The sequence below is a fragment of the Streptomyces flaveolus genome, assembly GCF_044765825.1.
Classification (GTDB): Bacteria; Actinomycetota; Actinomycetes; order Streptomycetales; family Streptomycetaceae; genus Streptomyces; species Streptomyces flaveolus.
The window spans coordinates 466,102-486,935 of record NZ_JBIWKU010000003.1; the positions used below are offsets into that span (position 1 = coordinate 466,102).

At 72.2% G+C, this 20,834-nt stretch carries 19 protein-coding genes and 1 pseudogene; 10 read left to right on the plus strand and 10 right to left on the minus strand.

Annotated elements, in window-relative coordinates; translation table 11 throughout:
• Positions 1 to 74: 74 nt before the first annotated feature.
• Positions 75 to 2,105: a thioredoxin domain-containing protein gene (locus ACIRG6_RS11630; RefSeq protein WP_364676137.1), complete on the minus strand. Its 2,031-nt coding sequence runs from the start codon at positions 2,103 to 2,105 to the stop codon at positions 75 to 77.
• A gap of 196 nt (positions 2,106 to 2,301) precedes the next feature.
• Between ACIRG6_RS11630 and ACIRG6_RS11635 the strand changes: the two genes are divergently transcribed.
• Positions 2,302 to 5,511, plus strand: a complete 3,210-nt coding sequence (locus ACIRG6_RS11635; RefSeq protein ID WP_403322226.1) for a tetratricopeptide repeat protein — start codon at positions 2,302 to 2,304, stop codon at positions 5,509 to 5,511.
• 67 nt (positions 5,512 to 5,578) lie between these two features.
• Here the strand turns inward: ACIRG6_RS11635 and ACIRG6_RS11640 are convergent, their stop codons facing one another.
• Both ACIRG6_RS11640 and mca read right to left on the minus strand, forming a co-directional pair.
• A complete protein-coding gene (locus ACIRG6_RS11640; protein WP_189228938.1) occupies positions 5,579 to 5,839 on the minus strand; it encodes a hypothetical protein in 261 nt (86 codons plus the stop codon).
• Positions 5,832 to 6,713, minus strand: coding sequence for a mycothiol conjugate amidase Mca (mca, locus tag ACIRG6_RS11645; protein WP_364676142.1), 882 nt, complete (start codon positions 6,711 to 6,713; stop codon positions 5,832 to 5,834). The genes ACIRG6_RS11640 and mca overlap by 8 nt, the downstream gene beginning before the upstream one ends.
• Positions 6,714 to 6,928: 215 nt before the next feature.
• Here mca and ACIRG6_RS11650 point away from each other — a divergent pair, with 215 nt between their 5' ends.
• Together ACIRG6_RS11650 and greA are read left to right on the plus strand one after the other, a co-directional pair.
• Positions 6,929 to 7,327, plus strand: coding sequence for a DUF4307 domain-containing protein (locus ACIRG6_RS11650; RefSeq protein WP_350714260.1), 399 nt, complete (start codon positions 6,929 to 6,931; stop codon positions 7,325 to 7,327).
• Between the two features lie 168 nt (positions 7,328 to 7,495).
• Complete coding sequence (gene greA, locus ACIRG6_RS11655; protein ID WP_161167970.1) at positions 7,496 to 7,993, plus strand: transcription elongation factor GreA; 498 nt, start codon at positions 7,496 to 7,498, stop codon at positions 7,991 to 7,993.
• 66 nt (positions 7,994 to 8,059) lie between these two features.
• On the opposite strand, the gene ACIRG6_RS11660 is transcribed toward greA, so the two are convergent.
• The 3 genes from ACIRG6_RS11660 to ilvA all read right to left on the minus strand — a co-directional run bounded on the left by ACIRG6_RS11660 (position 8,060) and on the right by ilvA (position 11,366).
• Positions 8,060 to 8,857 carry an ABC transporter permease gene (locus tag ACIRG6_RS11660; RefSeq protein WP_364676203.1) on the minus strand — a complete coding sequence of 266 codons (798 nt, stop codon included), beginning with the start codon at positions 8,855 to 8,857 and terminating at the stop codon, positions 8,060 to 8,062.
• A gap of 5 nt (positions 8,858 to 8,862) precedes the next feature.
• Complete coding sequence (locus ACIRG6_RS11665; protein ID WP_403322229.1) at positions 8,863 to 9,900, minus strand: ATP-binding cassette domain-containing protein; 1,038 nt, start codon at positions 9,898 to 9,900, stop codon at positions 8,863 to 8,865.
• Between the two features lie 236 nt (positions 9,901 to 10,136).
• Positions 10,137 to 11,366, minus strand: coding sequence for a threonine ammonia-lyase (ilvA, locus tag ACIRG6_RS11670; protein ID WP_403322232.1), 1,230 nt, complete (start codon positions 11,364 to 11,366; stop codon positions 10,137 to 10,139).
• A 162-nt stretch (positions 11,367 to 11,528) separates the two neighbouring features.
• On the opposite strand from ilvA, the gene ACIRG6_RS11675 reads away from it, so the two are divergent.
• The 3 genes from ACIRG6_RS11675 (at position 11,529) to ACIRG6_RS11685 (ending at position 13,006) form a co-directional block, all read left to right on the plus strand.
• Entirely contained in the window at positions 11,529 to 12,035 is a 507-nt protein-coding gene (locus tag ACIRG6_RS11675) for a MarR family winged helix-turn-helix transcriptional regulator (protein ID WP_318214200.1), read from the plus strand.
• A 166-nt stretch (positions 12,036 to 12,201) separates the two neighbouring features.
• A complete protein-coding gene (locus ACIRG6_RS11680) occupies positions 12,202 to 12,702 on the plus strand; it encodes a sigma factor-like helix-turn-helix DNA-binding protein (protein WP_364676157.1) in 501 nt (166 codons plus the stop codon).
• A gap of 46 nt (positions 12,703 to 12,748) precedes the next feature.
• On the plus strand, positions 12,749 to 13,006 hold the full coding sequence (locus ACIRG6_RS11685) for a hypothetical protein (RefSeq protein WP_403322233.1): 258 nt from the start codon (positions 12,749 to 12,751) through the stop codon (positions 13,004 to 13,006).
• 4 nt (positions 13,007 to 13,010) lie between these two features.
• Here the strand turns inward: ACIRG6_RS11685 and ACIRG6_RS11690 are convergent, their stop codons facing one another.
• Entirely contained in the window at positions 13,011 to 14,165 is a 1,155-nt protein-coding gene (locus ACIRG6_RS11690; protein ID WP_364676160.1) for a cystathionine gamma-synthase, read from the minus strand.
• A 97-nt stretch (positions 14,166 to 14,262) separates the two neighbouring features.
• Between ACIRG6_RS11690 and ACIRG6_RS11695 the strand changes: the two genes are divergently transcribed.
• Entirely contained in the window at positions 14,263 to 15,381 is a 1,119-nt protein-coding gene (locus ACIRG6_RS11695; protein ID WP_350714246.1) for a hypothetical protein, read from the plus strand.
• Between the two features lie 49 nt (positions 15,382 to 15,430).
• Here the strand turns inward: ACIRG6_RS11695 and msrA are convergent, their stop codons facing one another.
• Positions 15,431 to 15,943, minus strand: coding sequence for a peptide-methionine (S)-S-oxide reductase MsrA (gene msrA / locus ACIRG6_RS11700; protein ID WP_189228952.1), 513 nt, complete (start codon positions 15,941 to 15,943; stop codon positions 15,431 to 15,433).
• A gap of 124 nt (positions 15,944 to 16,067) precedes the next feature.
• A complete protein-coding gene (locus tag ACIRG6_RS11705; RefSeq protein ID WP_364676164.1) occupies positions 16,068 to 17,000 on the minus strand; it encodes a LysR family transcriptional regulator in 933 nt (310 codons plus the stop codon).
• A 122-nt stretch (positions 17,001 to 17,122) separates the two neighbouring features.
• Here ACIRG6_RS11705 and ACIRG6_RS11710 point away from each other — a divergent pair, with 122 nt between their 5' ends.
• Together ACIRG6_RS11710 and ACIRG6_RS11715 are read left to right on the plus strand one after the other, a co-directional pair.
• On the plus strand, positions 17,123 to 18,370 hold the full coding sequence (locus ACIRG6_RS11710) for an MFS transporter (protein ID WP_403322237.1): 1,248 nt from the start codon (positions 17,123 to 17,125) through the stop codon (positions 18,368 to 18,370).
• 6 nt (positions 18,371 to 18,376) lie between these two features.
• Positions 18,377 to 18,790 (plus strand): annotated as a pseudogene (locus ACIRG6_RS11715) (hypothetical protein); the annotation flags it as partial.
• Here the strand turns inward: ACIRG6_RS11715 and ACIRG6_RS11720 are convergent.
• A complete protein-coding gene (locus tag ACIRG6_RS11720; protein WP_239765629.1) occupies positions 18,757 to 19,800 on the minus strand; it encodes an NAD(P)-dependent alcohol dehydrogenase in 1,044 nt (347 codons plus the stop codon). The pseudogene ACIRG6_RS11715 and the gene ACIRG6_RS11720 sit on opposite strands and share 34 nt — an antisense overlap.
• Before the next feature lie 152 nt (positions 19,801 to 19,952).
• On the opposite strand from ACIRG6_RS11720, the gene ACIRG6_RS11725 reads away from it, so the two are divergent.
• A complete protein-coding gene (locus tag ACIRG6_RS11725) occupies positions 19,953 to 20,828 on the plus strand; it encodes a helix-turn-helix transcriptional regulator (RefSeq protein WP_225631988.1) in 876 nt (291 codons plus the stop codon).
• Positions 20,829 to 20,834: the final 6 nt, after the last annotated feature.

The following is a 20,834-nucleotide window of genomic DNA, read 5'->3' on the forward strand; positions in this document are numbered from 1 at the left end:
TTTCCTCACAACAGGAGCCGGTTGTGAACAGTTCGCCCACCGGTTCCGTTGCGGTGGGTTTCGTCCGTGTCCTTTCAGCTGTTCAGTGCGGTCCGCAGTCGCTCCGGATCCGTCGTCGGCGCATCGCAGGTGAAGTTGCGGCAGACGTACGCGGCAGGCGCGCCGCCCACCAGCGGGCGGTCCGCGAGCAGCGGGAACTCGTCGCTTCCCTCGGCCCCGACGGCGACCACCGCGCCCGGCGCCGTCCCCAGCAGTGCCGTGCGGTGCAGACCCCGGGTGGCGCCGTCACCGAGGTCCGGCCCGACGACGGCGACCTCGCGGGGCCCGTCGAGCAGGGCCTCGGCGGCGGCGAGGCCCCAGCCGATGAAGCGCGGGACGCGCGGGCCCAGCGCCTTCACCACGCCGAGCGCGTGCTCGGCGGCGGTGCGGTGGGGCTCGGAACCGGTGTGGGCGGCGTAGGACAGCAGGGCGCCCGCGGCGGCGGTCCAGCCGGACGGGGTCGCGTTGTCGGTCGGGTCCTGCGGGCGGCGGATCAGCCGCTCGGCGTCGGCGGCGGTGTCGTAGAGGGAGCCGGAGTCGTCGGTGAAGCGGGTGAGGACGTGGTCGAGCAGCAGCCCGGCGAAGTCCAGCCAGACGCCCTCACCGGTGACGGACGCGAGGGCGAGGAAGCCCTCCGCCACGTCGGCGTAGTCCTCCAGCACCCCGGCGTTGGCGCCCGCACGGCCGTCCTTGCTGGTGCGGAAGAGCCGGCCGTGCTCGTCGAGGTGCAGCCGCACCAGCAGGTCGGCGGCGGCCACGGCGGCCTCGACCAGGTCCGGGCGTTCGAAGTAGGCGCCGGTCTCGGCGAGCGCGGCGATCGCCAGGCCGTTCCAGGCGGCGACCACCTTGTCGTCGCGGCCGGGGGCGGGACGCTCCGCGCGGGCGGCCAGCAGCCGTTCCCGTACGGACGCGATCCGCTCGGCGTCGAACACGCCTTCCTCCTGCGGCAGTTGCAGCACCGAGGAGCCCTGCTCGAAGGTGCCCTCCTCGGTGACGCCGAAGTACTGGGCGGCGAGCGCGGCGTCGTCGGCCCCGAGCACCTCGGTGAGCTGTGCGGGCGTCCACACGTAGTACGCGCCCTCGACGTGCCGGCCCATCCCGTCGTCACTGTCCGCGTCCAGCGCGGAGGCGAACCCGCCCTCGGCGGTGCGCAGTTCGCGGACCATGAAGTCGGCGGTCTCCAGGGCGACCCGGCGGGCGAGCTCCGACCCCGTGGCACGCCACAGATGGGCGTAGACCCGGCACAGCAGGGCGTTGTCGTACAGCATCTTCTCGAAGTGCGGCACCACCCAGTCCCGGTCCACGGAGTACCGGGCGAAGCCGCCGCCGAGCTGGTCGTAGATCCCGCCGCGTGCCATGCGCTCGCAGGTGTCCTGCGCCATCTGCAGCGCGCCCTCGGCGCCGGTGCGGGCGTGGTGCCTCAGCAGGAACTCGATCACCATGGACGGCGGGAACTTCGGCGCCCCGCCGAACCCGCCGCGCTGCGCGTCGTACTCACGGGTCAGCCCGAGCAGCGCCTGTCCGAGCTCGGCGTCGCCGGGCGCCTGCGCGTCGCCGTAGGAGATCTCCCGCCCGGCGAGATCCCGCACGATCTTGCCCGCGACCTCGGTGACCTCGCCCCGCCGCTCCGTCCACGCCTGCTGGACGCCCTGGAGCACCTGCCGGAAGGACGGCATGCCGTGGCGGGGCTCGGGCGGGTAGTACGTGCCGAAGTAGAAGGGCTCCGCGTCCGGGGTGAGGAAGACGGTCATGGGCCAGCCGCCGTGCCCGGTCGCCGCCTGCACCGCCTCCATGTACACCGCGTCGACGTCGGGGCGCTCCTCGCGGTCGACCTTGACGCTGACGAAGTGCGAGTTGAGGAATTCGGCGGTCGGCCCGTCCTCGAACGACTCGTGCGCCATCACGTGGCACCAGTGGCAGCTGCTGTACCCGACGCTCAGCAGCACCGGCACGTCCCGTCGCCGCGCCTGGGCAAAGGCCTCGTCCGACCAGGGCCACCAGTCGACGGGGTTGTCGGCGTGCTGAAGGAGATAGGGGGACGTCTCGTGCGCCAGTCGGTTCGGCATGGTGTCCATCCTGCCCCAGTACCCCCGCCCCGCCGGACAGCACACCGCCGTCCGCCCGGTCCTCTCCGCAGGGTCTCCTCACCGCGGCACATTTGACCGGCGGACAACCGGGGAAGGACCCGGGGGCGGGCCGGGAGGGACCGGCCATGCCTGGGGACACCAGGGGGATGCCATTGCCGCCGGAGGGGGACGGGACATGCGGGACAGTCATCGGGTGGAGGCCGAGCGGCTGCTGACGCGGGCCGTGGAGGAGGAGGTGCGGCGCTCGGGCGGGCGCACGGACGGGAACGCGCTGCTGTCGCGGGCCCGCGGCGCCCTGGACACCATGGCGGAGACGGCCGCCGAGGAGTACGAGGCCTACACCCGCGCCCTGGACGAGGCGTCGGCCGGACAGCTCACCTTCCGGCAGCGCTACGCCCAGGAGGGCGGCGGCACTCCCCTGCTGGTGGCCGCCGTGGCGGCGGTCTCGGCGGTCGTCGCCGACGTGGCGCTCGGCACCGGCACGGGCACGGCCGTCGGCGCGGGCGTGGCCGTGGGTGTCGCCGGCGCGGCGGCGACCGTGGTCAAGGTGGCCGGCTCCCATGTGCCGGCCGCCCATCACCGCGCCGGTGCGGTGAGCCAGCCGGGCGGGCCCGAGCAGCTGCGGCTCCAGTGGCTCACCGCGCTGGAGGTGCGCGGCATCCGGCCGTTCCTGGACCAGCAGCGGGTGCTCGCCGCGTCCACGGGGCCGAAGAAGGCGGGGCCGAAGCTGCGGGGCGCCGACAAGAGCGCGGCGGCCCGGGGGCGCAGTGTGCTGGAGCAGTCGTTCGCGCAGCTGCCGCAGCCCGAGGGCGTGTTCGCCGGGCGGCGCCAGGAGATGGCGCGGCTGCGGCAGTGGGTGCAGGCGGCCCGGGCGAGCACGGAGACGCAGCCGACGGTCGTGGTGCTGCACGGGGCGCCCGGCAGCGGCCGCACGACGCTCGCGGTGCGGGCCGCGCACGAACTGCGGGACCACTTCCGCGGGGCGTGCGTGGTCGATCTGCGCGGGGACAGCGCCTCGTCGGGGGGCGAGTCGCCGCTGACCACCCGGGACGCCCTGCTGCATCTGCTGAACCGGCTCGGGGCGCCCCGCGAGCAGCTGCTGTTCCGGGAGCGGTCCTCGGCGGACCAGCAGGTCAAGCGGCTGAGCGAGCTGTACCACCAGCATCTGACGGGCGTGCCGGTCACCATCGTACTTGACGACGCCTCGGACCCCGAGCAGGTGCGCGCGCTGGTGCCCGAGCGGTCGGACAGCCTGGTGCTGGTCACCGCGCGGAAGGCGCTGGAGCTGCCGCCCGACCTGCCCGCGCGGGTGTTCCGGCTGCCGGTGGAGCCGCTGGACGCGGCCGGCGCGGAGGAACTGCTCGGCGCCGCCGCCGAGGACGCGTCGGGGCCCTACGACGCGGATTCCGCCGAGCGGATCCGGCAGCTGTGCGGCGGGCTGCCGCTGGCGCTGCGCATCGCGGGCTCGTCACTGGGCCCGCGCTCGCCGCGCCGGCTGGCCGCCGACCTGGGCGCGTACGGTCCGGTGGAGCCGGTCGAGCGGGCGCTGTGGCTGCGCTACACCGACCAGTCGGAGCAGGCCCGGCGGCTGCTGCGCCGGCTGGCGCTGGCCGGGCGCACCTCGCTGGGTGCCGCCGCCGCGGCCGCGCTGCTGGCCACCGACGAGACGGAGGCGGCGCGGCAGTTGGCGGCGCTGTCGGACGCGGGGCTGCTCGATCACGTCCGGGGCAGCCGGTACCGGCTGCACGACGTGGTGCGGTCCTTCGCCGGGGCCCGCCTCCTCGACGAGGAGGAGCCGGCGGAGACCGCGGCGGCGCAGGAACGGCTGATCGCGAACTACGCCGAGCTGGCCGACTCGGTGCTGCGCCTGGTGGACGGCAACATGTCGACCCGCTCGGACCGGTTCGGGCAGCACGGCTTCACGTCCCTGGACGAGGCGCTGCGCTGGCTGGACGACGAGTCGAGCTTCATCACGGCGGCGCTGCGGCACGCGGAGGGCGTCGACCAGGGCACGGTGCTGAACCTGCTGGGCGCGCTGTGCGACTACTGCCTGCTGCGGGGCGACCTGTACCGGCTGGGCGAGATCAGCGAGCTGGCGCAGTCCGTGGACCAGGGGCTGCTGGTGCGCTCCGTGCAGTGGCGCACCGGTATCGCGGCCCGGCAGCTCGGCGAGCTGGACAAGGCACGCACCACGCTCACCTCCGTGGTCGACCTGTACAGGGAGGCCCATCACGACGCGGGGGCGGCGCGTGCCCTGTGCTCGCTCGGGATCACGCTGCACCACCAGGGCAATCTGACCGAGGCGGCGGCGAAGCTGCGGGAGGCGCTGGACCTCCAGGCCTCGCCGGAGCTGGCCACGGACCGGGCGTGGACGCTGCACGCGCTGGCGGCCGTGCAGCGGGACCGGGCCCGGCTGGCGGAGGCCATGGACCTGCTCACCGAGTCACTGGTCCTGCACCGCGCGGGCGAGTCGGTGCACGGCCAGGCGTGGGCCCACTTCCAGCTCGGCCAGCTGCGGCTGCGGATGGGCGACGTGCCGCGGGCGGAGTCGGAGCTGCGGGCCGCCCTGGACCTGTACGGCCGTACCCAGGACGCCCGCGGCGAGGCATGGGCGCTGACCCAGCTGGCGCGGGCCCGGCTGATGGACGGCGACGCCTCCGAAGCGGCCGAGGAGCTGCGGCAGGCCGCGGCCCGCCACCGCGAGAACGAGGACGCGCGCGGTGAGGCGTGGAGCATCTACTACCTGGGGCAGGCCCTCGAGGAGACGGGCGCCCTGGACCGGGCGGTCCGTGAGCTGGAACGCTCCCGCACGATGTTCTCGCGGATGCGGGACGTGTACGGCCTGGCCTGTGCCCGGCACCATTCGGCGCGGGTGACCCGGGACCAGCGGGCCGCCCAGACGGGCTCGCTCAGGAACTCGGGCTTCGCCCGCCAGCTCCTCGTCGACGCGCGCGCCGACTTCCAGCGGATCGGTGTCGGCCACGGCGAGGCGTGGACGTGCCTGGAGCTGGCCGTGGTGGACGCCGGCAACGCCCGTACGCCGCAGGCGCTGGCCCTGTGCGACGAGGCGGCGGCGCTGTTCGCGGCGTACGGCGACCGGCGCGGCGAGGACTGGGCCCGCTTCCTGCGCTGCACGCTGCTGCCGTACGCCGCCCCCGGCGGGGTGGAGGTCGGCACGGCGGTGGCGCAGGAGGAGCTGGCCCAGCTGTCCCGCGCCCGGCATCCGGCACGCGACACGAAGCTGGACGACTACGTGGAGGCGTACCAGCTGCTGCTGGAGCGGGGTGTGCAGCTGGAGGCGGGCTGGCAGGCCTGGCGTCTCGGCATGATCCCGAACCGGCACGCGCGTGAGGTGATGGGCGTGGCGGTGACGGCGGGGCAGTGAACCCTGCCGCTCGCCGGGCCGGGGCGGCACGGCTGCCGCTCCGGCCCGGTGCGCGCACGTCCCGGGTTCAGCCCTGCTGCGGCTCGGCCCGGCCGGAGGTCTTGCCCGTCCCGCCGCCGGGGGCACCGGCCTCCGGGTCCGGGGACTCCTTGAAGTCGACCCTGCCCATGTGCCGGTTCATGGACTTCATCAGACCCCACACCGCCAGGGCCATCACCGCGAAGACGATGAAGCCGAGGACGCCGGGGGTGACCTTGTCCTCGTCGATCTCGGCGAGGGTGACGAGGTGCGTCATTGCCAGGCTTGCGCTTGCGCTCATGTCAGGCATTGTCCCGGATGCCCGCGAAGAGGTCGTCCTCGGGGAGGGAAGTGTCCACGAGGGACTTCGCGAGCTCGTACTCCTCGGTGGGCCAGACCTCCTTCTGGATCTCCATCGGCACCCGGAACCAGCCACCGTCCGGGTCGATCTGCGTGGCGTGCGCGATCAGCGCCTTGTCACGGATCTCGAAGAAGTCGGCGCAGGGCACGTGCGTGGTGAGCGTGCGCTCCTTGCGCTCGAACTCCGCCCAGCGCTTGAGCCAGTCCCCGTACGGCGACTCCAGGCCGCGCTCCAGCAGCGCGTTGTGCAGCGCCTCGGTGCGGGGGCGGTTGAAGCCCTGGTTGTAGTACACCTTCAGCGGCTGGTACGCCGGGCCGTACTCGCTCTCCGGGTACTTCTCGGTGTCGGCCGCGCCCTCGAAGGCCACCATCGTGATCTTGTGGGTCATGATGTGGTCGGGGTGCGGGTAGCCGCCGTTCTCGTCGTAGGTGGTGATCACCTGGGGACGGAAGGCGCGGATCTTGCGCACCAGCTCACCGGCCGCCTTGTCGACGTCCTCCAGGGCGAAGCAGCCCTCCGGCAGCGGCGGCAGCGGGTCGCCCTCGGGCAGGCCGGAGTCGACGAAGCCGAGCCACTCCTGCTTGACGCCCAAAATCTCCCGGGCCTCGTCCATCTCCCTCTTGCGCACCTCGTGGATGTTCTCCTCGATGTACGCGTCGCCCTGCAGCTTGGGGTTGAGGATGGAGCCGCGCTCGCCGCCCGTGCAGGTCACCACCAGCACGTCCACCCCTTCGGACACGTACTTCGCCATGGTGGCCGCGCCCTTGCTCGACTCGTCGTCGGGGTGGGCGTGGACGGCCATCAGTCGCAGCTGGTCAGTCAAGACTCAATCCTCGGTCAGTCGGCGCCCTGAGTGCGGTGGCGCGATCCAATAGGTGCCGCCCCGTAGGGGCGTCGTCGTTCAGGGGCGGCGGTCGGGTGTCGGGCGGGAGGCTTCTATAGTGACCGAATCGGGGGGCGAATAATTCCGGGGTCCGGGAACAACACGCTTCGGGGCCCCTTTCGGGACATTCTCCCGCTCCTGCCGAGAGGACGATCATGAGCACGGCGACCACGAGAGCGCCCGAGGGCCGTTACGGCCGCTCCTCGGACGAACGGTCCGACCGCACCCTCAAGGTCGTCGGCGCCGTGCTCGGTGCCGTGCTGCTCGTGGTGATCGGCTGGTTCGGCTACCACTACGTCGGCCAGAACAAGATCAGCGCACAGGTGATCAGCTTCGAGATCACCGACAAGGCGGTCCAGGTGCATCTGGAGGTCCACAAGGACGCCGGGGCCGCGGGCTACTGCACGATGCGCTCCCAGGCCGAGAACGGCGACGAGGTGGGCCGGGCCGACTTCCGCTTCGACGGGGACGCCAAGCGCATCGACAAGGTCGTCACGCTGCGCACGAAGGCCCGCGGCACGTCGGCCGAGCTGCTCGGCTGCCACGCGGAGTGACACCCCCGGGAATCCGTCAACGCTGACCTGCGTTGACGTGAATCTAGTGGCTTATGTCCTCCCCCTTTGCCCACTGAATTGTTAGGCTCGTGGTTTCGCCCTTCCGTGGAGGAACATCCTTCTGGGTAGGGCGTTGCTTTGTATTCCCAGTACCGACGAGGAGCACCTGTGACCCAGACCAGCGAGAACGTCACCTGGCTGACCCAGGAGGCGTACAACAAGCTCAAGGAGGAGCTTGCGTACCTTACTGGTCCCGCGCGCACCGAGATCTCTGCCAAGATCGCCGCGGCGCGCGAGGAGGGGGACCTGCGCGAGAACGGCGGGTACCACGCTGCCAAGGAGGAGCAGGGCAAGCAGGAGCTCCGCGTGCGCCAGCTGACCCAGCTTCTCGAGAGCGCGAAGGTGGGCGAGGCCCCCGCCGCGGACGGCGTGGTGGCGCCCGGCATGGTCGTCACGATCGCCTTCGACGGCGACGAGGACGACACGCTGACCTTCCTGCTCGCCTCGCGCGAGTACGCGAGCTCGGACATCGAGACCTATTCGCCGCAGTCCCCGCTGGGCTCCGGCGTCAACGGCCACAAGGTCGGCGAGGACGCGGAGTACGAGCTGCCGAACGGCAAGTCGGCCTCCGTGAAGATCCTCAAGGCCGAGCCCTACAACGGCTGATCCCTGTCCTTCACGAGCCCCCGGCGTCCTCGTGACGCCGGGGGCTTCGTCGTCCCCGGGGAGTGCTCAGCCGTCGGCCGAGCGGTACTTGCGCACCGCCAGTGTCCGGAAGAGCGCGATGATCAGGACGGACCAGATCACCGAGGCCCAGACGGGATGCTGCATGGGCCAGGCATCGGACTGCACGACCCCCGGGTTGCCGAACAGCTGCCGGCAGGCCTGCACCGTGGCGCTGAACGGGTTCCATTCGGCGATGTGCCGGAGCCAGGGCGTCATCTGACTGGAGTCCACGAAGGCGTTCGACACGAACGTCACGGGGAAGAGCCAGATGATCCCTCCCGAGGTCGCCGCCTCCGGGGTCCGCACGGACAGGCCGATCAGCGCTCCGATCCAGGTGAAGGCGTACCCGAGGAGAAGCAGCAGGCCGAAGCCGGCCAGGATCCGTCCGGCGTTGGTCGGCTCCGCGGAGCCGGTGCGCCACCCCACGATCAGCGCGACGATCGCGAGGACGAGCAGCGTGATCGCCGTCTGCACCAGGTCGGCGACGGTGCGGCCGGTCAGCACGGCACCGCGGGCCATCGGCAGGGAGCGGAAGCGGTCGACCAGCCCCTTCTGCATGTCGTCGGCGATGCCGGCCGCCGATCCGGCGGTGGCGAAGGTGACGGTCTGGGCGAAGATGCCGGCCATCAGGAAGTCCTTGTAGACGCCCGGGTCGGTGGTGTTCCCGATCTGCATCGAGCCGCCGAAGACGTACGTGAAGAGGATCACGAACATCACCGGCTGGATGACCCCGAACAGGACCATCTCGGGGATCCTGGTCATCCGGATCAGATTTCTGCGGGCAATGACCAGGGAGTCGGCCATCATGCTCACTTGGTGACCTCCTTCTCCTGCGGGTGACCGGTGCCCTCCGGCCGGCGACCGGCCCCCTCCGCCGGGCCGTTCGCCTCGTTCGCCTCGTCCGCCGCTTCTGCCGCGTGGCCGGTGAGGGAGAGGAAGACGTCGTCGAGGGTGGGGCGGCGCAGGCCGATGTCGTCGATCTCGATGCCGCGGGTGTCGAGTTCGCGGATGACCTCGGCGAGCAGCTTGGCGCCGCCGGTCACGGGCACGGTCAGCTTGCGCATGTGCTCCTCGACGGTCGTCTCGCCCTTGCCGAAGCCGCGCAGCACCTCCGACGCGGTCCCGATGTGCTCGCGCTCGTGCACGACCAGTTCGACGCGCTCGCCGCCGGTGCGGGCCTTGAGCTGGTCGGAGGTGCCCTTGGCGATGACCCGGCCGCGGTCGACCACCGCGATCTCGTGCGCGAGGTGGTCGGCCTCCTCCAGGTACTGGGTGGTCAGCAGCAGGGTCGTGCCGCCGGAGACCAGCTGTTTGATGACCTCCCACAGTTGCTGGCGGTTGCGCGGGTCCAGGCCCGTGGTCGGCTCGTCCATGAACATCACGGGCGGCGAGACGACGAGGGCCGCCGCGAGGTCGAGCCGGCGTCGCATGCCTCCGGAGTAGGTCTTGGTGGGGCGGTCGGCGGCGTCCGCGAGGTGGAACTGCTCCAGCAGCTCGGTCGCCCGGCGCTTCGCCTCCCTGCCCCGCATCTGGTAGAGCTGGCCGACCATCTGCAAGTTCTCCCGGCCGGTCAGGTATTCGTCGACCGCGGCGAACTGGCCGGAGAGTCCGATCGAGCGGCGTACCGCGTCGGGCTGCCTCAGCACGTCGAGGCCGGCGACGACGGCCTTGCCGCTGTCGGGCCGCAGCAGGGTGGTCAGGCAGCGGACGGTGGTGGTCTTGCCCGCGCCGTTCGGCCCGAGGAGGCCCAGGACCGTGCCCTCGGGGACCTCGAGGTCGACGCCGTCCAGAGCCCTTACGTCACCGAAGGTCTTCACCAGGCCTTCGGCGTAGATGGCGCCTGGCATATGAGTCTCCACGTCGTCGGGGATTCTTCGGAAAGCCTAGGATCGTGCGATTTTTTCCGCTTGTTCTTTTGCCGGTTCTCCGGCGCGCTCCGCCCACGACCGCCGGACACGGAACGGCCGAGTGGCACGGGACACACACTAACGCGATGTATCGCGTCTCACAATGCAGTTCCCCGAACGAGTGACGAGCGGGGCTCCGGCCGGGAGCTTCGATGCGGAAGGCGCCGGCGCCCGGGTCAGCCGATGACCGGGTATCCCGCGTCCTGCAACGCCCGGCCGACCTCGGCGCAGTGCTCCGTGCCCTTCGTCTCCAGGTGCAGCTCGACCTCCGCCTCCGTGAGCCCGAGGCGCGGGTCGGTCCGGACGTGGCTCACGTCCAGCACGTTCGCATCGACCACCGACAACACCCCGAGCAGCGTGGCGAGGGCGCCCGGCCGGTCCGTCAGCCGCAGCCGGACCGCCAGGTAGCGGCCCTGGGCGGCCATGCCGTGCCGCAGCACGCCCTGCATCAGCACCGGGTCCACGTTGCCCCCGGACAGCACGGCCACCACCGGCCCCTCGAAGGCGCCGGGATCGCTCATCAGCGCCGCCACCGGGCTCGCCCCGGCCGGCTCCACGACCAGCTTGGCCCGCTCCAGGCACAGCAGCAGCGCGGTGGACAGCTCGTCCTCGGAGACCGTGCGGACCTCGTCCACCAGATCGCCGACGATCCCGAACGGCACGTCACCGGGCCGCCCCACCTTGATGCCGTCGGCCATCGTCACCGGGTTCTCGACGGCCACCGGGTGCCCCGCGGCCAGCGACGGCGGATACGCCGCCGCGCCCTCCGCCTGCACGCCCACGATCCGCACGTCCGGCCGGATCCCCTTCACCGCGACCGCCGTCCCGGCCACCAGCCCGCCGCCGCCGATGCCGACGACCACGGTCCGCACCTCGGGGCACTGCTCCAGGATCTCCAGCCCGACCGTCCCCTGACCGGCGATGACGTCGGGATGGTCGAAGGGGTGGATGAACACCGCGCCCGTGCGCTCCGCGTACTCCTGCGCGGCGGCCAGCGTCTCGTCGACCACCTGGCCGTGCAGGCGCACCTCGGCGCCGTAGTCCCGGGTGGCGCTGATCTTCGGCAGCGGGGCGCCCTTGGGCATGAACACCGTCGAACGCACACCGAGCAGGGTCGACGCCAGCGCGACGCCCTGCGCGTGGTTGCCCGCGCTGGCCGCGACGACCCCGGCGGCCCGCTCCTCGGGCAGCAGCCCGGCGATCCTGACGTACGCCCCGCGCAGCTTGAACGAACCCGTCCGCTGGAGGTTCTCGCACTTGAGGTGCACCGGCGCCCCGACCAGCTGCGACAGGTACCTGCTGCCCTCCATCGCCGTCACCCGCGCCACACCCGAGAGCATCTTCTGGGCTCCGCGCACATCGTCGAGGGTGACGGATCGGACAGCGGCGGCGGTGCTGTAGCTCATGCGACCAGCATCGCAGTTCACGGGCGCCCGCGATCGTTGTGACCAACCTCCGAGACCCGCTTTGCGCAGCGCCGGTACGTCTCGCCGCCCGGCCGCGTACCCTGTCCCCCAATTAGCAGCCCTCCACGAAGTGAGCCCCCGGCCATGCCCACAACACCTGAAATGTCGATGGACATGACGACCGCCGGTGACCCCGGTCTTCTCGAGACGCTCCAGCACGAGGTGGCGCTCTTCGCCCGCCGCGCGGAACAGACCCGGCTCGGCGGGGTCGGGCAGGTCCGCAACTCCATGGACCGCGCCGCCTACCTGCTCCTGAACCGCCTCGACAAAGAGGGCCCGATGGGGGTCAAGGCCCTCGCCGCGAGCATGGGGATCGACTCCTCGACGGTCACCCGGCAGGTGGCCCCGCTCGTCGACACCGGACTCGTCAAGCGGACGTCGCACCCCGAGGACGGACGCGCGGTGGTGCTCCAGCTGTCCCCGCGCGGTGTGTCGCGACTGGGCGAGGTGCGGTCCTCGCGGCGTCAGCTGATGGCCGAGCTGACCCACGACTGGGCGCCGGAGGAGCGCGAGGCGTTCTGCACGCTCCTGTCGCGCTTCAACAGCGCCCTGTCCGCCCGTACGGCCCCGCAGAGCGCGGGGGGCCCGGAGTCGTCGTCGGCCTCCTGAGCCGCCGAGCCCCGGGTTTCCGCGGCTTTCCCCGAACTTCCCCGGGCTCTCCCGGACGGACGGCCCCGCACTCTTGACCGGCGGGCCGACCCTGGCCTGATATGAGACCGGGCGCCGGTGCAGGCGGCCGGAGGTCACGGGTGTCGCCCATCAGGCGGGAGGCGCGGTGCGAGAACGGCATGCGGTCCGGGGCGCCCTGCGGACCCGGGAGTTCGAAGCGTTCGTCGCGGGCGCGGCGGGCCGGCTGCTGCACGCCGCCACCCTGCTCACGGCCGAGCCGCCGGACGACAACCCCGGCGCGCGGCGCCTGCTGGCGCTGTCCCTGGCCCACACGTACGCGTGCTGGGACGGGCTGCGCGGCGAGGATCCCTACGACCGCGCTCGCCAGTACCTGGCCACCCGGTTCGCCCGCGAGGCCTGGCACCGTCACGGCGGCGCCCTCGGCCTGACCCGTCGGCGCCCCGCCGGCGCGCTGGGCGGACTCACCCCGCAGGAGCGCCTGGTGCTGGTGCTCAGGCTGTACGAAGGGGTCGCCGAGGAGCAGGTGGCGGCCCTGCTGGCCCTGCCCGTGGAAAGGGTGCGGACGGTCCACGAGCGGGCGATGGCCGCCTTGCTGTATCCGCGGCCGGAGCCCTCCCGGCGGGTGGCGAAGGCGGCGACGTCGTGACCGGCACGCGCGCGCGGGACACCGTGCGGGACACCGGGGGGCGGCGGTGAACCGCCTCGAACGGGAGGCCACCGCGCGGCGGATCATGGAGCAGTCGCCGCCGCAGGTACCGCCCGAGCTGTACGGGGACGTCCTGCGCCGTGGGAGCCGGATGCTGCGGCGCAGGGCGGTGGCCCGCCGTCTGCTGTGGCTGGTGCTGTGCGCCGCGGCCGTGGCGTTCACGGTGTGGGCGCTGACCGTCCAGCCCTGGGTGGAGCCGCCGTCCGAGACGACCCCACCCGTGACGGGCTGGGAGGGCTGGTGAACCCCTAGCCGAGCGCCTGCTTGAGGTCCTCCAGCAGGTCGTCGGCGTTCTCGATGCCGACCGAGAGGCGCACCAGGTCGGCGGGCACCTCCAGGGCCGAACCGGCCGCGGAGGCGTGCGTCATCCGGCCGGGGTGCTCGATCAGCGACTCGACGCCGCCCAGGGACTCGCCGAGCGTGAACACCTTCGCGCGGTTGCAGACCTCGACGGCCGCCTCCTCGCCGCCCTCGACGCGGAAGGAGACCATGCCGCCGAACGCCTTCATCTGCTTGGCGGCGGTCTCGTGACCGGGGTGGTCCGGCAGTCCCGGGTACAGCACGCTCGTCACGCGCGCGTGCCGGGTGAGCATCTCGGCGACCTTGCCGGCGTTCTCGCTGTGCCGGTCCATGCGCACCGCGAGCGTCTTGGTGCCGCGCAGCACCAGCCAGGAGTCGAAGGGCCCGGCGACGGCGCCCATCGCGTTCTGGTGGAACGCCAGCTCCTCGCCCAGCTCCTGGTCGTTCACGATCAGCGCGCCGCCGACGACGTCCGAGTGGCCGCCCATGTACTTGGTCAGGGAGTGCACGACGACGTCCGCGCCGAGCGCCAGCGGCTGCTGGAGGTACGGCGTGGCGAAGGTGTTGTCGACGACGAGCCGGGCCCCGGCCTCCCGGGCGACCTGGGCGACGGCCGCGACGTCGGTGATGCCGAGCAGCGGGTTGGACGGCGTCTCCACCCACACCGCCTTGGTCTTCGGCGTGAGGGCGGCCCGTACGGCGGCGGGGTCGCCGCTGTCGGCCACCGACCACTCCACGCCCCACCGGGCGGCGACCTTGGCGAAGAGGCGGAAGGTGCCGCCGTAGGCGTCGTTGGGGATGACCACGTGGTCGCCGGGGCGCAGCAGCGTACGCAACAGGCAGTCCTCGGCCGCCAGTCCGGACGCGAACGCGAGGCCGCGACGGCCGCCCTCCAGGGCGGCGAGGTTCTCCTCCAGCGCCGTCCGGGTCGGGTTGGCGCTGCGGCTGTACTCGTAGCCGCCGCGCAGGCCGCCGACGCCGTCCTGCTTGTAGGTCGACACCTGGTAGATCGGCGGAACCACCGCTCCCGTCAGGGGATCGGCGGTGTTGCCCGCGTGAATCGCGAGCGTCTCGAAGTGCTGACTGAAGTGCGTGTCGCTCATGAGCACCGAGAGTAGTGCCGCGGGCGGCTCCGCGCGTTTTCCACATGCGCCCGGCACAGGTTGGCCAATTGTCGGCGGCGTCTGGTTCGCTGGTGACATGGAGATTCTCTGGGTCCTGATCGCCCTGGTCATGCTGGGCTTCGTGCTGCTCCCCGTGCTGCGGCGCCGACGGAGCGCGGTCGGGCTGGTCCCGCCCGGCCACCCGGACGCCGCGGACCCCGCGAACTACGGCTTCGCCCGCGAGGAGGAGCTGGACGTCCGCATGCCCGGTCCCGACCAGGACCTGCTGGACGTCCTGGACCTGGTCCAGCGCACGCAGGACTACCGTGGGGCGCAGCAGCTGCTCGCCGGCACGGAGACCGACGGCGAGCGCCGCTGGCAGCGCGTGCAGGCCTTCGCGGGCGCCGCGTCGCTGGAGCTGCGGCAGCGGCCCGGCGGGGTCGGCGAGATGCCGGGCGGGCAGTGGCTGCGGGTGTGGCGGGCGGAGGCTCCCAAGGACGCGGGGGGCGCGGCCGTGCACGCCGAGTTCCTGGTGCAGCAGGCGTGGCGGACGGCGACGCCGGGCACGGACGAGTTCCGGATCATCATGGAGGAGGCGAAGGCCGCGTGCGGTGAGGCGGCGCTGCTGGCCCCCGGCGACCCGGTCCCGTACATCATCGAGCTGTCGGTGGCGCGCGGCCTGGCCTACCCGCGCGAGGAGTTCGAGCAGCTGTGGCTGAAGATCCTGGACCGCGCCCCGGCCCACATGGGCGCGCACCTGGCCGCCCTGCCCTACTGGTGCGAGAAGTGGCACGGCTCGCGTGACCTGGCGTACTCGTTCGCGGAGGCCGCCGCGGCCCGCGCGCCCCGGGGGTCACTGCTGGCGGCGATGCCGCTGTTCGCGGTCTTCGAGCACCTGCCCGAGGTCAATCTGGTCAGCGGTTTCTACCAGAGCGAGGTCGTCACCAAGGCGGTCCACGGCGCGCTGCACGCGGTCCACTCGGCGCGTCCCGACGACCCGACGCAGGCGCACGTGCGCCATCTGCTGGTCTTCTTCCTGGTCCGCGGCGAGCGCTGGGCCGAGGCCATGAACCAGCTCATAGTCATCGACGGCCATGTCGGCGCCCTGCCCTGGACCCTGTCGCCCGACCCGGCGGCGGAGTTCGCGGTCTACCGTGCCCTGGCGGTGGCGGGCTACGAGGCGAACGGCGGCAGCCCGGCGACGCTGCCGCACTGAGCGGTCCCCGCGCGGCGGCCCGGCCGGGACGACGGCCGGGCCCCTCGGGTCAGCCCTCCGTGCGGGCGGGCAGTCGCCATCCCGGGCGCGGGAAGTGGCAGGTGTAGCCCTCCGGGTAACGCTGCAGGTAGTCCTGGTGCTCGGGCTCGGCCTCCCAGAAGGGGCCGACCGGCTCCACCTCGGTGACGACCTTGCCGGGCCAGAGCCCGGAGGCGTCCACGTCGGCGATCGTGTCCTCGGCGATCCGCTTCTGCTCGTCGTCGACGTAGTAGATCGCCGAGCGGTAGCTGAGGCCGATGTCGTTGCCCTGGCGGTTCTTGGTGCTCGGGTCGTGGATCTGGAAGAAGAACTCCAGGATCGCGCGGTAGTCGGTCACCTCCGGGTCGAAGAGGATCTCGATGGCCTCCGCGTGCGTGCCGTGGTTGCGGTACGTCGCGTTCGGCACGTCACCCCCGGTGTATCCGACCCGGGTCGCGGTCACACCCGGAAGACGGCGGATCAGCTCCTCCATCCCCCAGAAGCATCCGCCCGCCAGCACGGCCCTCTGCGTCTGCGCAGCCATTACGGCCCCTCCAAAATCGTTCGGTCCGGTCGCTCGGGCTGCCCGGCTCGCACACCGCCGGCATTCCTTGCCCGCTTCTCTCAACGCGTGAGGGTTCCGCGCGATTCCGTGCCCGCCCGGCCGCTCACCTTGTCAGGGCCCAGGACGGCCGCCAGGACGGCCCGGGGGGCGGTGGCAGGGTGGCGAGGTGGTCGATGACCGCCCTCAGGCCCGGGTGCGGACTGGTCGCGGGGAGCATGAGGGAGAGCGGGTAGGCGAGCGTCGGGTTCACGACCGGGATGCGCCGCAGGTCGTGATGGGCGGGCCAGATGTACCGGTCGCGCGTGCCGACGAGGGTGGCGACGTCGGCGGAGTCCGCGAGGGTGTCGAGGAGCACCTCGTTGCCGAAGTTCGGGCCGGCCGCGTCGATGCGCAGGTCGAAGGCCTCGGTGAGCTGGTCGTAGAAGTCCGCCCATTCGCTGCGTGGCGCGATGCCGGGCACCCAGATCCGCAGCCCGCGCAGCCGGGAGGGTGTCAGGGTGCGTGCGGAGGCGAGCGGGTGCCGGGGGCCGACGAGGAGTTCCAGCGGAGAGTCGAAGGCGTGGATCATCCGTACGTCGGGCGGCAGCGTGGCCGGATCGGTGACGCTGCGGAACGAGGCGTCGATCTCACCCGCCTGGACGGCGGCGGCCGCCACGTGGGGGTCGTCGACCCTGAGGGTCACCACGTCGAGGTCGGTCCCGGGACGCGAGCGCCAGTAGTCGTGCAGAACGACGGCCTGCGCGCTCCGCAGGCCGAGCACGTCGATCCGCAGGGCCCGCGAGGCCGGCCTGACCGCGGCGACGGCACGGTCGACACCCGCGACGACGCTCCGGGCGTGCGGGAGGAGCGCCTGGCCGTCCAGCGTCAGTTCGACCCCTCGGGCGGTTCGGGTGAACAGACGGGCTCCCAGCTCGCGCTCCAGGGCGGCGATCCGCTTCGAGACCGCCTGCTGTGTCACGCCCAGCTCGTCGGCCGCGTGCTGGAGCTGTCCCAGCTCGGCCGCCCGGACGAACGATCGCACTGCCTCGGTGTCCATGGGCGCAGCCTATGCGTGCTCAACCGATGGTTGTGGCTCACCGAAGGGCGGTTGTTTGATCCAGCACTGCTGTGACCGATGTGATGGGCGGACCCAAACATCGGTTGTTCCGAAGGAGTCGTGTGCGCGTGGGACCGGGGTCCGACTTCGGCCGGCTGTGGCTGGCCTACGCCATCAGCACGTACGGCACGTGGACGGCGTTCGGCGCGTTCCCGCTCATCGCGGTGCGCGTGCTGCACTCGTCGGCGTTCGCGGTGTCGCTGCTGGAGGCGGCCGGGCTCGCCGTCGCGGCGATCGTCGCGTTCCCGCTGGGGCCGTGGGTCGAGCACCGGCCCAAGCGTCCGGTGATGATCGCGACGGACCTGGCCCGGTTCCTCGCCATGGTGAGCGTCCCGGTCGCGTACTTCCTCGGCCTGCTGTCCTACGTCCAGTTGCTGGTCGTCTCGGTCGTCTCCGGGACCGCGGGCATCGCCTTCACCGCCGCGTCCGGCGCCTACCTGAAACACCTGGTCCGCGGTGATCGCCTCCTCGTCGCCAACGGGAGGTTCGAGGGCACCAACTGGGTGGCGACCGCGGCGGGCCCGCCCATCGGCGGCGCGCTCGTCGGGCTGCTCGGCCCGGTCGTCACGGTCCTGGCCGACTCCCTCAGCTATCTGCTGTCCGCGCTCGGCATCCTGCGCATCCGCGGAGGCGACGTGGCGACACCACGCGACCCGGCGACCGGGTCGGGCCGAGCCGGCCTCCTCGGCGGCTGGCGGTTCATCCTCCACGACCGGGTCCTGCGGCGGCTGTTCCTCAACTCGGTCCTGGTGGGCGGCCTGATCATGGCCACCGTCCCGCTCCTGGCCGTCCTCCTGCTGGGCGAGTACCACTTCCCGGCCTGGCAGTACGGGATCGCCTTCGGCATCCCGGCGCTCGGCGGCTTCGTGGGCGCCCGCCTCTCGGCCCGCCTGGTGAAGCGCTACGGCCGGTACCGGGTGATGGCCGTCTCCGGGTGGCTGCGGTCCCTCTTCCCGCTCGGTCTCGCGTTCGTCCGGCCCGGCGTCCCCGGGCTCCTCACCGTGATCGTCGTCGAGGCCCTGCTGATCACCTGCATGGGCGTCTTCAACCCGATCTACGCCACGGAACGCCTGCAACGGACCCCCACGGACCGTGCCGCGCGGGTCATCGGCACCTGGAGCGTCAGCAGCAGACTCGTGCAGGCCGCTCTGATGACGATCTGGGGCGTCCTCGCCGGCCTCACCAGCCCCCTGACCGCGATCACCGTCTCGGGCGTCCTCCTGCTCGCCACCCCGCTCCTGCTGCCCCGGCGGACGCACATGACCGGCCCCGTCCCCACCTCTCCGCCGGAGGGCGTCCGGGCCGCGTGACCCGGCGACGACCCGCCGGCCGCCGTCCGGCGCGAGGCCGAGGAGGAACTCGGGGTGGACGCTCGGCCCGCTCACCCACGTCGTCGACGCCTGCATGAGCCCCGGCTCGGTCACCGAGCGCCTGCGCTTCTGCGCGGCCCCTGCCTCCCGACTCACCGCACCGGCAACGGCGGCGGGCCGGAGGAGGAGGGCGAGGACATCGACGTGCTCGAACCCCCCTTCGCCGAGGCCCTCGCACCGGCCCGCCCTGGACGGCCCGTTCGCGGCTCGTGCGGCGCCTTTCGACGAAGCAACGCCCACCGGGACCGGTGGGCGTTGCTGCCGTATTCAGCGTCTCGCCGGGGCTTTCCGCGGGAACGACGCAGCCGGCCGGCCCGCGTCCGGTGTCAGATCGTCGCCGTGTCGATCACGAAGCGGTAGCGGACGTCGCTCGCCAGCACGCGCTCGTAGGCCTCGTTGATCTCGGACGCGGCGATCAGCTCGATCTCGGCGCCGATGCCGTGCTCCGCGCAGAAGTCCAGCATCTCCTGGGTCTCGGCGATGCCGCCGATCATCGAACCGGCGAGGGTCTTGTTGCCGCCGATGAGGGAGAAGAGGTTCAGCGAGATCGGCTCCTCCGGAGCGCCGACGTTCACCAGGGCGCCGCCCGTCTTCAGCAGGCCCAGGTAGGCGCCGAAGTCCAGGGGCGCGGAGACCGTGGAGAGGATCAGGTCGAAGGAGCCCGCCAGCTCCTCGAAGGTCTTCGGGTCGCTGGTGGCGTAGTAGTGGTCGGCGCCCAGCTTGAGGCCGTCGTCCTTCTTGCGCAGGGACTGGGAGAGGACCGTCACCTCGGCGCCGAGGGCGTGGGCGATCTTGACGCCCATGTGGCCGAGGCCGCCCAGGCCGACGACGGCGACCTTCTTGCCGGGGCCCGCACCCCAGTGCTTGAGCGGGGAGTACGTGGTGATGCCGGCGCACAGCAGCGGCGCGGCCGCGTCCAGCGGCAGTCCGTCCGGGATGCGCAGGGTGAAGGCCTCGTCGACGACGACCTTCTGCGAGTACCCGCCGTAGGTGGGCTCGCCGTCCTTGCCGACGCCGTTGTACGTCGGCACGTTGCCGCGGACGCAGTGCTGCTCGGCACCCGCCACGCAGTTCTCGCACTCACCGCAGGAGTCGACCATGCAGCCGACCCCGACGTGGTCGCCGACCTTGAACTTCGTCACGCCGGAGCCGACCGCCTCGACGACGCCCGCGATCTCGTGGCCGGGGACCATCGGGAAGATGGCCTCGCCCCACCCTTCGCGGGCCTGGTGGATGTCGGAGTGGCAGATGCCGGCGAACTTGATGTCGATCAGGACGTCGTGCTCGCGCACCTCGCGCCGCTCGATGGTGGTGCGCTCCAGCGGAGCCTTGGCGGCGGGGGCCGCGTATGCGGCGACAGTGGTGGTCATGCCGGAGTCTCCGGGATTCTCGTAGAGGGGTGTTCGCTCTCCACCCTGCCTGTCCCGCCGGACTCCACCCAGACCACGGTTCTGCCTACGTCCAGCGTGCCTACCACCAACGGGGACAGGCTCCTGTGCGTACGACCGGGAATACTGGAGGCATGGATGGACAGCTGGACCGGCGTGCCGAACTGAGCGAGTTCCTTCGGACCCGGCGGGCCCGGCTGAAGCCGGAGGACGTGGGGCTGGCGGAGTACGGACGGCACCGCCGGGTGCCCGGACTGCGCCGCGAGGAGCTGGCGCAGCTCGCCGGGGTGTCCGTGGCGTACTACACGCGGCTGGAGCAGGGCAACGGGCAGAACGTGTCGACGGAGGTCCTGGACTCCATCGCCCGGGCGCTCAGGCTCACCGACGCCGAGCACGCCCACCTGACGCACCTCGCCAAGCCGAAGCAGCAGCGCAGGCGGGCCTCGGCGGGGCGGGCGCAGCAGCCGGTGCGGGTGGCGCTGCTCCAGTTGCTGGAGTCGATCGACACGGTGCCCGCCTACGTGACGGGCCGCCGGTCGGACATCCTCGCCTGGAACCGCATGGCCGCCGCCCTCTTCGGCGACTGGGGCGAACTGCCGGCCCAGGAGCGGAACTGGGCGCGGCTGGTCTTCCTGAACCCGGAGTACCGCGAGCTGTTCGTCGACTGGGACCAGAAGGCGTACGACATGGTCAGCTTCCTGCGCATGGACGCGGGCCGGCACCCGGACGACCCACGGCTGTCCGCCCTGGTCGGCGAGCTGTCCGTGAAGAGCGAGGAGTTCCGGCGGCTGTGGGCCACGCACGACGTCAAGGAGAAGAGCTACGGCGTCAAGCGGATGCGGCACCCGCTGGTCGGCGACCTGACCCTGTCCTTCGAGACGTTCCGCCTGGTCGACGACGACGAGCAGGCGTTCATCACCTACCACGCCGAGCCGGGCTCGCCGTCGGCGGAGGCGCTGCGGCTGCTGGCGAGCTGGGGCACGGACGCGGCGGCCTCGCTGACGACGTGACCCGAC

Bases quoted from the DNA above. Each gene is read 5' to 3' on its own strand.
- ACIRG6_RS11630 (WP_364676137.1), bottom strand. From the start codon at position 2,105: ATGCCGAACCGACTGGCGCACGAGACGTCCCCCTATCTCCTTCAGCAC.
- ACIRG6_RS11635 (WP_403322226.1), top strand. From the start codon at position 2,302: ATGCGGGACAGTCATCGGGTGGAGGCCGAGCGGCTGCTGACGCGGGCC.
- ACIRG6_RS11640 (WP_189228938.1), bottom strand. From the start codon at position 5,839: ATGCCTGACATGAGCGCAAGCGCAAGCCTGGCAATGACGCACCTCGTC.
- ACIRG6_RS11650 (WP_350714260.1), top strand. From the start codon at position 6,929: ATGAGCACGGCGACCACGAGAGCGCCCGAGGGCCGTTACGGCCGCTCC.
- ACIRG6_RS11660 (WP_364676203.1), bottom strand. From the start codon at position 8,857: ATGGCCGACTCCCTGGTCATTGCCCGCAGAAATCTGATCCGGATGACC.
- ACIRG6_RS11665 (WP_403322229.1), bottom strand. From the start codon at position 9,900: ATGCCAGGCGCCATCTACGCCGAAGGCCTGGTGAAGACCTTCGGTGAC.
- ilvA (WP_403322232.1), bottom strand. From the start codon at position 11,366: ATGAGCTACAGCACCGCCGCCGCTGTCCGATCCGTCACCCTCGACGAT.
- ACIRG6_RS11675 (WP_318214200.1), top strand. From the start codon at position 11,529: ATGTCGATGGACATGACGACCGCCGGTGACCCCGGTCTTCTCGAGACG.
- ACIRG6_RS11690 (WP_364676160.1), bottom strand. From the start codon at position 14,165: ATGAGCGACACGCACTTCAGTCAGCACTTCGAGACGCTCGCGATTCAC.
- ACIRG6_RS11695 (WP_350714246.1), top strand. From the start codon at position 14,263: ATGGAGATTCTCTGGGTCCTGATCGCCCTGGTCATGCTGGGCTTCGTG.
- msrA (WP_189228952.1), bottom strand. From the start codon at position 15,943: ATGGCTGCGCAGACGCAGAGGGCCGTGCTGGCGGGCGGATGCTTCTGG.
- ACIRG6_RS11705 (WP_364676164.1), bottom strand. From the start codon at position 17,000: ATGGACACCGAGGCAGTGCGATCGTTCGTCCGGGCGGCCGAGCTGGGA.
- ACIRG6_RS11720 (WP_239765629.1), bottom strand. From the start codon at position 19,800: ATGACCACCACTGTCGCCGCATACGCGGCCCCCGCCGCCAAGGCTCCG.
- ACIRG6_RS11725 (WP_225631988.1), top strand. From the start codon at position 19,953: ATGGATGGACAGCTGGACCGGCGTGCCGAACTGAGCGAGTTCCTTCGG.